Source organism: Streptacidiphilus sp. EB129, from assembly GCF_041262645.1.
Classification (GTDB): Bacteria; Actinomycetota; Actinomycetes; order Streptomycetales; family Streptomycetaceae; genus Streptacidiphilus.
The window spans coordinates 103,970-119,548 of sequence record NZ_JBGCCS010000022.1; the positions used below are offsets into that span (position 1 = coordinate 103,970).

At 70.6% G+C, this 15,579-nt stretch carries 11 protein-coding genes; 10 read left to right on the forward strand and 1 reads right to left on the reverse strand.

What is annotated here, in order from left to right; translation table 11 throughout:
* Position 1: 1 nt before the first annotated feature.
* The 7 genes from kdpA (at position 2) to ABH925_RS25065 (ending at position 9,511) form a co-directional block, all read left to right on the forward strand.
* Positions 2–1,666, forward strand: a complete 1,665-nt coding sequence (gene kdpA / locus ABH925_RS25035) for a potassium-transporting ATPase subunit KdpA (RefSeq protein WP_370151132.1) — start codon at positions 2–4, stop codon at positions 1,664–1,666.
* Positions 1,666–3,804, forward strand: coding sequence for a potassium-transporting ATPase subunit KdpB (gene kdpB / locus ABH925_RS25040; RefSeq protein WP_370151133.1), 2,139 nt, complete (start codon positions 1,666–1,668; stop codon positions 3,802–3,804). Before kdpA ends, kdpB begins: the two co-directional genes overlap by 1 nt.
* A 20-nt stretch (positions 3,805–3,824) precedes the next feature.
* Positions 3,825–4,454 (forward strand): potassium-transporting ATPase subunit KdpC, encoded by a 630-nt coding sequence (kdpC, locus tag ABH925_RS25045; protein ID WP_370151134.1) that lies wholly within the window; start codon positions 3,825–3,827, stop codon positions 4,452–4,454.
* A 128-nt stretch (positions 4,455–4,582) separates the two neighbouring features.
* Positions 4,583–7,240 carry an ATP-binding protein gene (locus ABH925_RS25050; protein ID WP_370151135.1) on the forward strand — a complete coding sequence of 886 codons (2,658 nt, stop codon included), beginning with the start codon at positions 4,583–4,585 and terminating at the stop codon, positions 7,238–7,240.
* Positions 7,237–7,941, forward strand: a complete 705-nt coding sequence (locus ABH925_RS25055) for a response regulator (RefSeq protein WP_370151136.1) — start codon at positions 7,237–7,239, stop codon at positions 7,939–7,941. The genes ABH925_RS25050 and ABH925_RS25055 overlap by 4 nt, the downstream gene beginning before the upstream one ends.
* A 161-nt stretch (positions 7,942–8,102) precedes the next feature.
* Positions 8,103–8,357, forward strand: a complete 255-nt coding sequence (locus tag ABH925_RS25060; protein ID WP_370151137.1) for a hypothetical protein — start codon at positions 8,103–8,105, stop codon at positions 8,355–8,357.
* A gap of 98 nt (positions 8,358–8,455) precedes the next feature.
* A complete protein-coding gene (locus tag ABH925_RS25065; protein WP_370151138.1) occupies positions 8,456–9,511 on the forward strand; it encodes a phosphotriesterase in 1,056 nt (351 codons plus the stop codon).
* Positions 9,512–9,543: 32 nt separating this feature from the next.
* Here ABH925_RS25065 and ABH925_RS25070 read toward each other — a convergent pair whose 3' ends face one another.
* Complete coding sequence (locus tag ABH925_RS25070) at positions 9,544–10,143, reverse strand: Uma2 family endonuclease (protein WP_370151139.1); 600 nt, start codon at positions 10,141–10,143, stop codon at positions 9,544–9,546.
* Between the two features lie 386 nt (positions 10,144–10,529).
* On the opposite strand from ABH925_RS25070, the gene ABH925_RS25075 reads away from it, so the two are divergent.
* The 3 genes from ABH925_RS25075 to ABH925_RS25085 all read left to right on the forward strand — a co-directional run bounded on the left by ABH925_RS25075 (position 10,530) and on the right by ABH925_RS25085 (position 15,504).
* The gene (locus ABH925_RS25075) at positions 10,530–12,107 is read left to right on the forward strand and encodes a neuraminidase (sialidase) (protein WP_370151140.1); all 1,578 of its coding nucleotides are present in this window, start codon (positions 10,530–10,532) and stop codon (positions 12,105–12,107) included.
* Between the two features lie 234 nt (positions 12,108–12,341).
* Positions 12,342–14,963 carry a glycosyl hydrolase gene (locus ABH925_RS25080; RefSeq protein ID WP_370151141.1) on the forward strand — a complete coding sequence of 874 codons (2,622 nt, stop codon included), beginning with the start codon at positions 12,342–12,344 and terminating at the stop codon, positions 14,961–14,963.
* A 244-nt stretch (positions 14,964–15,207) separates the two neighbouring features.
* Entirely contained in the window at positions 15,208–15,504 is a 297-nt protein-coding gene (locus ABH925_RS25085; RefSeq protein WP_370151142.1) for a hypothetical protein, read from the forward strand.
* Positions 15,505–15,579 lie beyond the last annotated feature (75 nt).

Here is a 15,579-nt window from a genome sequence, read left to right on the forward strand (position 1 = left end):
CATGAATCCGACTCTTGCGGGCTTTCTCCAGGCCCTGGCGCTGGTAGGCGCGCTCGCGCTGTCCTACCGTCCGCTGGGCGACTTCATGGCCCACACCCTCACGTCCAGAAAACACCTCCGGGTGGAGCGCGGCATCTACAAGCTGATCGGCGTCAACGGTGACGCGGAGCAGACCTGGGCGTCGTACCTGCGCAGCGTTCTGGCGTTCTCGTTCATCTCGGTGCTCTTCCTCTACGGATTCCAGCGGCTGCAGGAGCACCTGTGGCTGTCGCTGGGCTTCCCGGCGGTCACGCCCGCGATGGCGTGGAACACCGCCGCGTCCTTCGTCACCAACACCAACTGGCAGTCGTACTCGGGTGAGTCGACCCTGGGCCACCTGGTGCAGATGGGCGGCCTGGCCGTCCAGAACTTCCTGTCCGCCGCGGTGGGCATCGCCGTGGTCGCGGCCCTGATCCGGGGCTTCACCCGGAACAAGACGGACCAGCTGGGCAACTTCTGGGTCGACCTGACCCGGATCACCCTGCGCGTCCTGCTGCCGATCTCCATCGTGTTCGCGCTGGTGATGGTCGCCGGCGGTCTGGTCGAGAACCTGCACGCCGCGCACGTGTACACCACCCTGTCCGGTGGCACGCAGTCGATCCCGGGCGGTCCGGTGGCCTCGCAGGAGGTCATCAAGGAGCTGGGCACCAACGGTGGTGGCTTCTACAACGCCAACTCCGCGCACCCCTTCGAGAACCCGAACCCCTTCACCAACCTGCTGGAGATCTACCTCCTGCTGGTGATCTCGTTCGCGCTGTGCCGCACCTTCGGCAAGATGGTCGGCTCGAACAAGCAGGGCTACACCATCCTCTCGGTGATGGGCCTGTACTGGGTGGCCTCGGCCGCGCTGATCACGTTCTTCGAGAACCGGCACTCGGGTGTCGCCGCGCAGATCGCGGGTGCCGCCATGGAGGGCAAGGAGGTCCGCTTCGGGATCCCCGGCTCGTCCCTCTTCGCCGCCTCCACCACGCTGACCTCCACCGGTGCGGTCAACTCGATGCACGACTCGTTCACCCCGCTCGGCGGCGGTACCGCGATCCTGAACATGATGTTCGGTGAGATCGCGCCCGGCGGCACCGGCTCGGGCCTGTACGGCATCCTGATGCTGGCGATCGTCACCGTGTTCGTGGCGGGTCTGATGGTCGGCCGCACGCCGGAGTACCTGGGCAAGAAGCTGGGTGCACGGGAGATGAAGTTCGCCTCCCTCTACATCCTGACCACCCCGGCGATCGTGCTCTGCGGTACCGGTCTGGCGATGTCGCTGAAGGCGGGCCACGGCGGCGGCATGGCCAACACCGGACCGCACGGCTTCTCCGAGGTGCTCTACACCTTCACCTCGGCGGCCAACAACAACGGTTCCGCGTTCGCGGGTATCACCGTCACCAGCCCGCACTGGCAGACCGCGATCGGTCTGGCGATGCTGTTCGGCCGCTTCCTGCCGATGGTGTTCGTGCTCGCGCTGGCCGGCTCGCTGGCCCGCCAGACGCCCATCCCCGAGAGCGCGGGCACGCTCCGGACCACCAGCCCGCTGTTCGTGGGCATGCTCTCCGGCGTGATCCTGATCGTCGTCGGACTCACCTACTTCCCGGCCCTGGCGCTCGGGCCGCTCGCGGAAGGTCTCCACTGATGTCCACCCCCATCCTCAAGACTCCGGCCTCCCCGCCGGAGACCCCGCAGCAGGCGGGTGAACTCGAACACCGGTTGTCCGCAGGACTGCTCGACCCCAAGCAGCTGATCACCTCCTTCCCGGACGCGATCAAGAAGCTCGACCCCCGGGTCATGGTCAAGAGCCCGGTCATGTTCGTGGTCGAGATCGGCTCGCTGCTGACGACGATCTCCGCGATCGAGAAGCCCAGCGTCTTCGCCTGGGTCATCACCGTGTGGCTGTGGCTGACCGTGGTGTTCGCCAACCTGGCCGAGGCCGTGGCCGAGGGCCGTGGCAAGGCCCAGGCCGACACCCTGCGCCGCACCAAGACCGACACCGTCGCCCGGCAGATCCAGGGCAGCTGGACGCCCGGTGCGACCGATGTGGTCGAGGCCGAGATCCCGGCCGCGGAGCTCAAGCTCGGCGACTTCGTGGTGGTCGAGGCCGGTCAGGTCATCCCCGGCGACGGTGACGTGGTCGAGGGCGTCGCCTCGGTGGACGAGTCGGCGATCACCGGTGAGTCCGCGCCGGTGATCCGCGAGTCCGGCGGTGACCGCTCGGCCGTGACCGGCGGCACCAAGGTGCTCTCCGACCGGGTGGTCGTGAAGATCACCTCGGAGCCCGGCAAGACCTTCATCGACCGCATGATCGCCCTGGTCGAGGGCGCGGCCCGGCAGAAGACGCCGAACGAGATCGCGCTCAACATCCTGCTGGCCTCGCTGACGATCGTGTTCCTGCTGGCTGTGGTGACCCTGCAGCCGATGGCGAAGTACGCGGGCGCCGAGCAGACCATCATCGTGCTGGTGTCGCTGCTGGTGGCGCTGATCCCGACCACCATCGGCGCGCTGCTCTCCGCGATCGGCATCGCCGGTATGGACCGGCTGGTCCAGCGCAACGTGCTGGCGATGTCCGGACGCGCGGTCGAGGCCGCCGGCGACGTCTCCACCCTGCTGCTCGACAAGACCGGCACCATCACCTTCGGCAACCGCCAGGCCGCCGAGTTCATCGCCGTCGGCGAGGTCGACTCGGACTCGCTGGCCGACGCGGCCCAGCTCTCCAGCCTGGCCGACGAGACCCCCGAGGGCCGCTCCATCGTCGTCCTGGCGAAGGAGAAGTACGGACTGCGGGCCCGGCACCAGGGCGAGCTGTCGCACGCCACCTGGATCGAGTTCACCGCCCAGACCCGCATGTCCGGCGTCGACCTGGACGAGGCCGACGGCGTGCACGCGGTCCGCAAGGGCGCCGCGGGGTCCGTGGCCGCCTGGGTGCGCGACAACGGCGGCGAGACCGGCCAGGAACTGGACCTCGCGGTCGAGCGGATCTCCAACCTCGGTGGTACGCCGCTGGTGGTCGCGGAGAAGCGCGGCAGCGCCCCGGCCCGGGTGCTCGGTGTCATCTACCTCAAGGACGTCGTCAAGCCCGGCATCAAGCAGCGCTTCGAGGACCTTCGGGCGATGGGCATCAAGACCGTCATGATCACGGGTGACAACCCGCTGACGGCCGCCGCCATCGCCGAGGAGGCCGGTGTCGACGACTTCCTCGCCGAGGCCACCCCCGAGGACAAGATGGCCCTGATCCGCAAGGAGCAGGAGGGCGGCAAGCTCGTCGCGATGACCGGCGACGGCACCAACGACGCCCCCGCCCTCGCGCAGGCCGACGTCGGCGTGGCCATGAACACCGGTACCTCGGCCGCCAAGGAGGCCGGGAACATGGTGGACCTGGACTCCAACCCCACCAAGCTGATCGAGATCGTCGAGATCGGCAAGCAGCTCCTGATCACCCGCGGCGCCCTGACCACGTTCTCCATCGCCAACGACGTGGCCAAGTACTTCGCGATCATCCCGGCGATGTTCGCCGCGGTGTACCCGGGGCTGAACCAGCTCAACATCATGGCGCTGCACAGCCCCAAGTCCGCGATCACCTCGGCGATCATCTTCAACGCCCTGATCATCATCGGACTGATCCCGCTGGCGCTGCGCGGAGTGCGCTACAAGCCCTCCTCCGCCCAGTCGCTGCTGCGCCGGAACCTGGGGATCTACGGCGTCGGCGGGCTGATCCTGCCCTTCGTGGGGATCAAGGCGATCGACCTGATCGTCCAGTTCATCCCCGGTCTGCACTGAGAGAAGTGGTGTGACACATCATGGCTAAGCCCCTTCCCACTCCGGTGCGGAACCACCTGACGGGTCTTCGGATCCTGCTGCTGTTCACCGTCCTGTGCGGTCTGGCCTACCCGCTGGCGATCACCGGGATCTCCCAGGTCGCGTTCTCGAACCAGGCCAACGGCTCGCTGGTCAAGGACGGCCACGGCAAGGTCGTCGGATCCTCGCTGATCGGGCAGAACTTCACGGTCACCTCGGCCGACGGCAAGACCGTCAGCCCGGACCCGAAGCTGTTCCAGTCCCGGCCCTCGGCCGCGGGCACCAACGGCTACGACCCCACCGCCTCGGGCGGCACCAACAAGGGCACCAACGACGCCGGTCTGGTGACCACGTACACCCAGCTCAAGAGCGACATCGCGACGTTCAACCACGTCGCCGAGAGCCAGGTCCCCGCGGACGCCATCACCTCGTCGGGCTCCGGCCTGGACCCGGACATCTCCCCGGCCTACGCCGGCATCCAGGTGGACCGGGTCGCCCAGGCCAACCACCTGACCGACGCGCAGGTGCAGGCCCTGGTCGCCACGTACACCCAGGGACGTACCCTCGGGTTCCTCGGCGAGCCCCGGGTCGACGTGCTCAACCTCAACATCGCGCTGACCAAGCTCGGCTGAGCCGGACAGCCCGGCTCGACCGCTCGGCCGCACGGGACCGCCGGTCCCGTGCGGCCGAGTCGCAACCGCGTCCACTCCGACTCGACCTGCCCGGCAGGCCCGACCTGCCCGGCGAAGAAGGAAGTTCGGTGATAAGCCCGCAGGAACAGCCGCCCCCCTCCGCACGCGCCGCCGGCGGGAGGAGAGGGAAGCTGAAGGTCTTCCTGGGCGCCGCACCAGGCGTCGGGAAGACCTACCGGATGCTGGACGAGGCCCGTCGCCGAGCCGACCGCGGCACCGACGTGGTGGTGGCGTACGTGGAGTGCCACCGGCGCCGCAACACCGAGGACCGGCTGGAAGGGCTCGAAGTCCTGCCCCGCCTCACCCGCAGCTACCGCGGCGCCGAGTTCACCGAACTCGACGTGGACGCCGTGCTGGCCCGCCGCCCCGAGGTCGCCCTGGTCGACGAGCTCCCGCACACCAACGTTCCCGGCGGCAGGCACGCCAAGCGCTGGCAGGACATCCAGGAGATCCTGGACGCCGGCATCGACGTGATCACCACCGTCAACGTCCAGCACCTGGAGTCGCTGAACGACGTCGTCGAGAAGATCACCGGCGTCCCGCAGCGCGAGACCGTCCCGGACGAGGTGGTCCGGCGCGCCGACCAGATCGAACTGGTCGACATGTCACCCGAGGGCCTGCGCCGCCGGATGGCCCACGGCAACGTCTACGCGGCCGAGAAGGTCGACGCGGCGCTCTCGCACTACTTCCGCGTCGGCAACCTCACCGCGCTGCGCGAGCTGGCGCTGTTCTGGCTGGCCGGACGGGTCGACGAGGGGATGCAGAAGTACCGTACGGACCACGGCATCGGGAGCATCTGGGAGACCCGCGAGCGGGTGGTCGTCGCCCTCACCGGCGGACCCGAGGGCGAGACGCTGATCCGCCGCGCCGCCCGGATCGCCGACCGGTCCGCCGGCGGTGACGTCCTCGCCGTCCACGTGGCCCGCAGCGACGGGCTCGCCGACGCCAACCCGGCCGCGCTCGCGGCGCAGCGCCGGCTGGTGGAGAGCCTCGGCGGCAGCTACCACTCCGTGGTCGGCGACTCCGTGCCCAGGGCGCTGCTGGACTTCGCCCGCGCGGAGAACGCCACCCAGCTGGTGCTGGGCACCAGCCGGCGGGGCCGGCTGTCCCGCTCGCTCACCGGACGCGGCATCGGCGAGACCACGGTCGAGCTCTCCGGCGACATCGACGTCCACATGGTCACCCACGAGCAGTCCGGCCGGGGCCGCCGACTGCCCCTGCCCAGCAGCCTGTACTCCCGGGGGCGTCGCGTCGCCGGGCCGCTGGCCGGACTCGTCATGCCCTTCCTGCTCACCGGGGTGCTCAGCCAGACCCGCGACGCGGTCAACCTCACCAGCGACATCCTGCTCTTCCTGCTCGCGGTGGTCGGCGTCGCCCTGCTCGGCGGCGTGACCTCGGCGCTGGTCGCCTCGCTGATCGCATCGGTGCTGCTGAACTACTACTTCATCCCGCCGATCCACGCCTTCACCATCTCCTCGCCCAACAACGTCCTGGCGCTGGTGGTCTTCGCCGTCGTCGGGATCACCGTCGCCGCCGTCGTCGACCGCGCCGCCCGGCTGTCCCGCCGTGCGGGCCGCGCCACCGCCGAGGCCGAGACGCTCTCGGCGCTGGCCGGCAGCATCCTCGGCGGGCAGAGCGCCGTCGAGGCGCTGCTCGCCCGGCTGCAGGAGACCTTCGGCATGGAGTCGGTCACCCTCCGTCGACGCCGGAACGGCCAGGACGGGCCGGTGATCGCCGTCTCCACGCCCGCTCCTGCCGACGCATCAGCTCCCGACGCGACCGCTCCCGACGCGGCTGCCTCCGCCGTCGAGGAGGTGCCGGTCGGCGAGGACGCCGTGCTGGTGCTGCGCGGCCGCCCGCTGCCGGCCACCGACCGGCGGGTGCTCACCGCCTTCGCCGCCCATGTCGCCGCCGCCCTCGACCGGGCCCAACTGGCCCGGGTCGCCGCCGAGGTGGAACCCGTCAAGGCCGCCGACCGGATGCGCACCGCGCTGCTCGCCGCCGTCAGCCACGACCTGCGCACCCCACTCGCCGTCGCCTTCGCCTCGGTCAGCTCGCTGCGCAGCCAGGACGTCGAGTTCTCCGCCGAGGACCAGGACGAACTGCTGCTCACCGCCGAGGAGTCGCTCGGCAAGCTCACCCGGCTGGTCGACAACCTGCTGGACCTGAGCCGTCTTCAGGCCGGCGCGCTGGCACTGGAGTTGCAGCCCACCGCGCTGGAGGACGTCCTCTCCACCGCCGTGGACTCGCTCGCCGACACCCGCCTGCCGGTCCGTACCCGGGGACTGGAACAGGCCCCCGCCGTACTCGCCGATCCGCCGCTGCTGGAGCGGATCATCGCCAACCTGGTCGCCAACGCCCAGCGCCACGCCGCGGGCACTCCGGTGCTGGTCGCGGCCAGCAGCCTGGGCGACCATGTGGAGATCCGGGTGATCGACCACGGCCCCGGCATCCCGCAGGCCGACCAGGACCGGGTGTTCCAGCCCTTCCAGCGGCTCGGGGACACCGACAACGACACCGGCGTGGGCCTGGGCCTGGCCCTGTCCCGGGGACTGGCCGAGGCCATGGGCGGCACCCTCGTTCCCGAGGACACCCCCGGCGGCGGGCTGACCATGGTCCTCTCGCTGCCCGCCGAGCCCGGCGCCGACCGCGCGGACGCTCCCCCCACCGACGAACTCCCGGCCCGTCACCACCCGCCGGCCCTGGACGGAGAAGCCCAGCCGTGACCCGAGTCCTCATCGTGGACGACGAGCCGCAAATGCTGCGCGCGCTGCAGATCAACCTGGAGGCCCGCCAGTACACCGTCGCCACCGCCGCCGACGGCACCCGGGCCCTGGACGAGGCGGCCCGCACCCCGCCGGACGCGATCATCCTCGACCTCGGCCTGCCCGGGCTGGACGGCGTCGACGTCATCCGGGCACTGCGGGTGTGGAGCCAGGTGCCGGTGATCGTGCTGTCCGGCCGCTCCGACGCGGGCGAGAAGATCGCCGCCCTGGACGCCGGCGCCGACGACTACGTCACCAAGCCCTTCTCCATGAACGAACTCCTGGCCCGGCTGCGCGCCGTGCTGCGCCGCCCCGCCACGGAGGACCTGCCCGGCGGCAGCGCGGTCATCGGGGACCACACCGTCGACCTCGCCCGCTGCACGGCCCGGCTGACCCACGACGACGGCACCGCCCCGCCGGAGGGGGCGGCGATCCGGCTCACCCCGACCGAGTGGCGGATCCTGACGGTGCTGATCCAGCACCCCGGGCGGCTGGTCACCGGGCAGCAGATCCTGCTGCACGTCTGGGGGCCGGGACACGAGCGCAAGACCAACTACCTGCGGGTCTACCTGGCCGGCATCCGTCGCAAGCTGGAGCGCGACCCGGCCCACCCGCGCCACCTGATCACCGAACCGGGCATGGGCTACCGCTTCGAGCCCTGAACCGGGCTCGGCGTGTGAGGAACGCGTCAAGAGTGGCGGGATCCGCGTCTGGAACCCGTCAAGGGCCCCGGTTTCCAGCGGTCGTCCCGGCCGCGGTGGGCGAAGGTGTGCTGGCACCTTCGTCACGATGGTCCATCCAGCTCCAGCCGAAAGGACGACCGATGGGGCTTCTGGAGCTCTTCTCACTTCCCGCGATCATGGCCCTGCTGGTGCTGGCCTTCGGCGGCTTCCTCGCCCTCGCTCCGCGCCGGAGCATGGCGGTCATCGGCAACGGCTTCGGCTTCGACGTCGACTTCCGGGTACGGGGCCCGGTGAAGGGCCTGTGCACCCGCGCGGTCGGCCTGGTCCTCACGGGCTACGGCCTCTACCTGCTGCTGAACACCGTCCGGCTCTGGCACTCCTTCCACCTGGGCTGACCGGGACGTCCGTACGTCAAGGCGCTCCGCGCTCCGCGAGCAACTCCCCTCCCTTGTAGGGTGTCCCGCGGAAGACGCAGGCCGAGCGGGGGGAGCTGATGGTGGCGCACGTCCAGACGGTGACCGGCCCGGTCGATCCGGGCGAGCTCGGCGGAGTGCTGTCCCACGAGCATCTGCTGGCGCTGACCCCGGGCCCGTGGCTCTCGGGCGGCCCCCGGCCGGACCGGGCCACCGACGGCCGCGCGGACACCGACGCGTTCGAGCAGGAGCAGGTCCGGCTGGCCGTCGACGCCCTGAGCGGCCTTGCCGGCCACGGCATCGGCACGGTCGTGGACCTCAGTCCGTACGGCGACGCCGGGCGCGACATCCGGGGCGCCAACGTGCGGCTGCTGCAGGAGATATCCCGGCGCAGCGGTCTGCACATCGTGTCCGGCACCGCCACCTACCGGGAGGGTTTCAGCCCGGCGTGGGTGAAGGAGGCGTCCGTCGAGGAGATCGCCGACCGGTTCGTCCAGGACGCCCGGAGCGGGATCGGTGGCACCGGCGTGCGCGCGGGCATCCTGGGGGAACTGCCCACGGGCCTGAACGAGGTGACCGCCCACGAGCTCAAGGGGCTGCGGGCCGCCGCCCGCGCGCACCACGCCACCGGGCTTGCCGTGAACACCCACACCACCCACGGCACCATGGCCCTGGAGCAGATCGACCTGCTGACGAAGGAAGGCGTCGACCCGGACCGCATCGTCATCGGCCACATGGACAACCACCCCGATCTCGACTACGTGCGCCGGGTCCTGGACCGCGGGGTGACCATCGCCTTCGACTCGGTCGGCAAGCAGACCTGGGACGTGCGCCTCCCGCCCGCGCCGGGCCCCCAGGCCGACGGCGGATACACCAAGGACGCCGTCCGCCAGTCCGACGCCACCCGCGCCGACCGCCTCGCCGCCCTTGTCGCGGAGGGCCACGGCGAGCGCATCCTGCTGTCCCAGGACCTCACCGGCGGCCAGGTGCACCAGAACCCCACCACCCACGGCCAGTGGGGCTACACCTACCTCAGCGCCGTCTTCCTGCCGATGCTCACCGAACGCGGCATCACCCCCGCCCAGCTCCACGCCCTGACCCACACCACCCCGGCGCGGCTGCTCACCCTCGACTGACGCGACCCGCCCGATCAGAACGCAGACCCAGGTCATGTGTAGCGTTTGAAGTCCGAGGTGGTGATGAGCCACGGGCCCAGTGGCACGTCGTCTCCGAAGGCGTAATCCGTGATGCGGTCGTACCGGGGGCCGTCGGGGCCGGGCAGGATGTTCTCGTAGGTGAAGATCACGCCTTTGCGGGGGTCGACGAGCAGATACAGCGGGATGCCCATCGCCGGGTAGTCGGCGACCTTCTCGATGTAGTCGTTGTCCGGGTTGTTCTTCGAGACCACTTCCACGACGGCCATGATCTGTGCGGCGTCCACGGTCCCTTCCGACTCGTCCAGGATGTGAAGTGGTACGACGACCGCGTCCGGCCTGCGCATTCGACCGATCGAGGGGTCTTCGATCTCGGCACCGGACTGGGCGATGACGTCGGTTCCGGGATGGGTGCGGGGGATCTGCTCCTCCAACTGGCGCACGACGCGGTACACGATCGACTCGTGCCGACCGACGGGGCTCATCATGACGAAGGGGCCGGCCGCGCCGATCTCCACGCCCCAGAATCCCTCCAGATGGCCGGCCAGGGGCCACAGCTCGGTCGCGATCGCGCGCATCCGCGCGTACACCTCGGGGTCCACAGGCTCGGGCATGACCGATTCCTCCGTCTCGACGTGAACCCTCGGCCACCTCGCCGACCGTCCGATGCACGTACGAAACCATCCTGCCAGGCAGGCGGCGTTCCCCACTGCTCCGCAGGCCGGCACGGCGGGCCGAACCGGTGTCGGCGACCGGTGAACCCCAAGCCTGTCCGTGCATCGCCAACTCTTCACCCGGCGACTTCCCGCACGGGCGGTGGCGGTATGCGGACGGGGATGCGGGTCTGGTGCGGCCAATGGAGGGCATGTTGCGGATTGGGCGCCGGTGGGATGTCATGTATCGGCAAGTTCTGGCATGACGAGACGTCACTTCAGGTACAGCGCATGCACGGCAGCATCCGGAGGACCTCCGGAAATCCGCTGACGACCATGGGGGATTCATGCATCTCCGTACTCGGGCATCCGTCGCCACCGCGACCGTGATGCTCACGCTCTGCGCCGCCGCAGGGGCCGCACAGGCGGCCACCGGCGGGTCCGCCGCCACCGCTGCGGGCAGCGGCGGCCTGGGGCTGATCTCGCCCGGCGACCCGTACGCCGCCTGCGACCTGAGCGGTGACGGGCCCGGCACCAACTCCCCGTCGGCGGAGGCCGAACCGTACGCGGCGGCGAATCCGCGCGACCCGAAGAACGTGATCAGCATCTACCAGCAGGACCGCTGGTCCAACGGCGGCGCACGGGGCCTGAGCGCCAGCTACAGCACCGACGGCAAGCACTTCACCCAGATCCCGCTGCCCTTCACCCACTGCGCCCCGGGCGGACTGGCCTACCAGCGCGCCTCCGACGGCTGGGTCAGCTTCGGGCCCGACGGCAAGGCGTACGCCAGCGCCCTGATCTTCGACGCCACCACCGCCCGCAACGGGGTGGCCGCCGCCACCTCGGTCGACGGCGGGCGCACCTGGCAGAACGTCACCCCGGTGATCAGCGACAACGACCCGGCGATCGGCGACGACAAGAACTCCGTCACCGCCGACCCGCTGCACGCCGGGGTCGCGTACCAGGTGTGGGACCGCCTCGACCAGACCAGCACCCTCTTCGACGGCCCCGCCTACATCTCCATCACCCGCGACGGCGGCCGCACCTGGTCGACCGCCCGCCCCTTCGTCGACACCAGCACGGTGCCGAACACCCAGACCATCGGCAACGTCATCGTCGTCGACCGGCACACCGGCACCCTGTACGACTTCTTCGACTCGATCACCTTCACCGACCCCAGCGGCAGCACGGTCAGTGACGTCCACTACGGCATGGTCAGCTCCACCGACCAGGGCCGGACCTGGAGCAAGCCCACCCGGGTGGTCACCGACACCTCCGTGCCCGAGGTCGATCCCAACGCGCCCACCGACCCGACCAAGGCCCTGCGCGCCGGCGGCGGCCTGCCCAGCGCGGCCATCGACCCGCAGACCGGCGAGCTCTACCTCGCCTACGAGGGCTCCGACTTCACCGGCGGCGGGTACGACGCCATCCAGCTGACGCACTCCACCGACGGCGGCCGCACCTGGAGCGGACCCACCCGTGTCAACCAGGCTCCCGGCGCCCCCGCCTTCACCCCTTCGATCGCCGTGGACGCCCACGGCACCGTCGCCGTCAGCTACTACGACCTGCGCTACCTCACCCCGGGCAACACCACCACCCTGCCCACCGCCGCCTGGCTGCTCACCTTTCCGCGCGGCGGCGAGAACAGCCCGATCGAACGCCAGATCACCCCGGTCTTCGACTGGCTCCAGGCCCCGGACGCGGGCGGTCACTTCCTCGGTGACTACGAGGCCCTGATCAACGACGGCCCGTTGGTGCGTCCCGTCCTGGTGGAGACCAACAACGCCCAACCGCTGAACTCCACCGACGTCTTCACCGGCGCCTTCGAGCCCACCACCCTGCGCGGCAGCACCGCCATCCGCTCCGCGGAACCCGTCCATCCCACCACCGTCGCGCCCCGTACCGTCTCGCGACTGCGCCGCTGACGCTCCCTCGGTGCCGCCCGCGCCGCCCTCTCCGCGCGGGTGGCACCGAAGGTGCTCACGGCATGCCGTATCAGACGACCCATCAGGCCCGGGCCTCCTTCGTGGACCCACAACAACGATTTGGCAAAGGTGATGTCCATCCGTATCTGACACCACTGTGAGTGTGGTCAAGTCGCCCTGCGCACGCGCACGTCAGTGCGAACCGGTGACACCAACCCCTATGGGGAGGACCTGTTGACCACGCAGCACCACAGGCGTAGAGGGCTCGCGATCGGCGCCCTGGCAGTCGCGGGACTGATGGCCGCGATACCGGCCCAGGCGGCCACGGCGGGATACGGAGGGGCGAACATCTTCGCTCCGGGGGTGGCCAAGGCCCATGCCCAGCACCACGCCGGCGGCCTCAGTGCCGCCGCGACCACCGCAAGCGGCGACGGCAGTGAAGAGGCGGACGAGATAGCCGAGGGCGCCGCCCAGCGCTCGGAGGCTCGCACCTCCCCCGGCGTGGTGGCGCCCGGCGCCTACGGCGCGGCCTGGTCGGCGTTCCAGAACCTCCCGCGCACGGACGGCAACTGGCGACAGGTCACCAATCTCCCCTACAACTCCGACGACCCGCGCTACCGCGACGCGGACTCCAACTCCAGCGGTGGCTCCGGCCTGGTGACCGGCCGCATGGCGGCGCTGGCCGCCGACGACCAGGGTCACGTCTACGCCGGCGCGGCCGGCGGCGGGGTGTGGCGCTCCAGCACCGGCGGCGGCAACTGGACCCCCATCAGCGACAAGCTGCCCGCCCAGGCCACCGGCGCACTGGCGCTGGACGCGCAGCACCGGCTGTGGCTGGGCACCGGCGAGGCCACCACCAACGCCGACGCCTACCTGGGCAGCGGCGTGTACGTGGACGCGCATCCCCAGAAGGACAACTTCTCCACCCGTGACCGGGTCGGCGGCCCCGAGTTGCAGAGCACCAGCATCCACGAACTGCGCTTCAGCGGCGACACCGTGTACGCGGCGACCAGCGAGGGCCTGTGGTCGCACTCCACCAGGCACCTGAACGGGCCCTGGAAGCTGGAGTTCGCCCCCAACCCCGCCTACATGCCCGGCGGTTCCCTGGCGAACGACCCCTCCGCCGCCTACAAGAACATCGTCAGCGACATCGCCATCGACCCCAAGGACCCCACCAAGGTCGTCGTCGCGGCCGGCTGGCGCTCCGGGGACACCTACAACGGCTTCTACACCAGGACCGGCACCGGCTGGCAGTTGCTCACCTCGCTGGGCGACCTGCCCGCGGACGCCGCCGACGTCGGCAGCGTGACCTTCGCCCGCTCCGCGGACGGTTCGCGTTACTACGCGATCGACCAGTCCCCGGCAGGCCTCAACGCGGGCACCAACGCCGGCAACGGGGTCTTCGTCTCCAAGTCCGGCTCCCCGCTCGGCCCCTGGACCCGGATCGCCGACACCGCCACGCTCGCCGCCTCCGGCTCCGCACTGTCCGCGCCCGGCGGGCAGGCCTGGTACGACCAGTTCCTGCAGGTCGACCCGAACAACCCGGAGCACGTCTACGCCGGTCTCGAAGAGGTCTTCGAGACCAAGGACGGCGGAGCCAGCTGGACCACCCCCGGCCCGTACTGGAACTTCACCTTCCCCTGCTGGAGCATCGACCCGACCAAGCAGACCGGCACCTGCTCCCAGACCACCCACTCCGACCAGCACGCGGTCGCCATCGGCAGCTACCACGGCCAGACCACCCTGTACGTGGGCAACGACGGCGGCGTCTACAAGCGTCCGCTCCAGGGCGCCGCTGACGCCTCGGGCCACGCCACCGACTGGACCTCGCTGAATGACGGCACCATCGACGCGCTGCAGTACTACTCGGTCGGCGTCGGCACGGACCCGGCCTTCGGCGGCGTCGCGGTCACCGGCGGCCTGCAGGACAACGGACAGTCCATCCTGCGCGGCCAGGGCGGCCCGAACCGCGACACCGTGATGGGCTCCAACTTCGGCGGCGACGGCGGGATGACCCTGACCGACCCCGCCAACGGCTGCAACATCGCCCAGGAGTACGTCTACCTGGAGATCAACGTCACCCAGAACTGCGCGGCCAACAACGGCCTGGGCGCACCCACCACCTACAACGTGCCCCCGCCGGACAACACCACGTCCGCGGCCCGCTTCATCGCGCCGTTCACCGCCGACACCAAGAACCCCAGCACCTGGGTCGCCGGCGGCCAGCACATCTGGGTGCAGACCCAGGGCTTCGCCATCCGCTCCTCCAGCGCCTGGACCAGCGCGTACGACCTGGGCGCGGGCCACGTCGCCACAGCGGTGACCGCCTCCGGCGGCAAGGTCTACGCCGCCTGGTGCGGCCCCTGCAACAGCCAGGGCTTCACCCGCGGCATCGCGGTGGGCAACGAGGACGGCACCGGCTGGACCCAGATCACCCTGCCGGCCACCGGCACCGTGCCCAACCGGTACCTGTCGGACCTGAAGACCGACCCCAGTGACTCCAGCCACGTCTACCTGACCGTCAGCGGCTTCTCCCGCAACTGGAACGAGGGCCCCGGCGCGGGCATCGGCCACGTCTTCGAGAGCCACGACAGCGGCCAGACCTGGACCGACATCTCCGCCAACCTGCCCGACATCCCCGCCGACTCGCTGGCCGTCACCCCCGGCGGCGGCCTCGCGCTCGGCACCGACCTGGGCGCGCTGTACCGGGCGCCGGGCCACACCGATTGGAAGGTCATCGCCTCCCTCCCCGCGGTGTCCGTCGACCAGATCCTGCTCGGCCCGGACGGCCGCCTCTACGCCGCCACCCACGGACGCGGCATCTACTCCATCGGGCTGGCGGACCTGCGCAGGTAACACCCGGCGGGACGCCGATCCGCTGACGCCCCGCGTTCGCCGCACGACCGACATCCCGAACGGAAGCCGGCCTGAGATCCCCTCAGGCCGGCTTCCGTCGTCTCGCGCCCCGCAGCACACACCCCGCGCCCCGTGCCCCGCACCCACCTGTATGGCGCAGACCAGCGCGCGGCCGAGGAGCGGCGATGGTCGACTGGGCCGGACACGGCAAGCCTCTCCCTCTCAGCAAAGGAGCAAGCCCACCATGGCGATCATCGCGATATTCGAAATGCCCGGCATGACCCAGGCCGCCTATGAGCAGACCACCATCAAGGTGAGCGGCAACGCCGACGGGGTCAAGAGCCCTGCCGACTGGCCCGTGCCCGGCCTCATCTCGCACACCGCCGCACCCACCCCCGACGGCTGGCTCGTCGCCGACGTCTGGGAGTCCGAGGAGGCGTTCGCAAAGTTCGGGGAGGTCATCATCCCGATCCTGCGAGAGGTCGGTGCTCCGGACGTGAAGCCGAAGATCTACCCGGTGTTCAACCTGGTGACCCGGTAGCCCCACCCGTGTCCGGGCCGGGGCGAGCCTGCTGATGCCGACGGCGCGGTCCCTGACGGGGCGGTCCCTGACGGC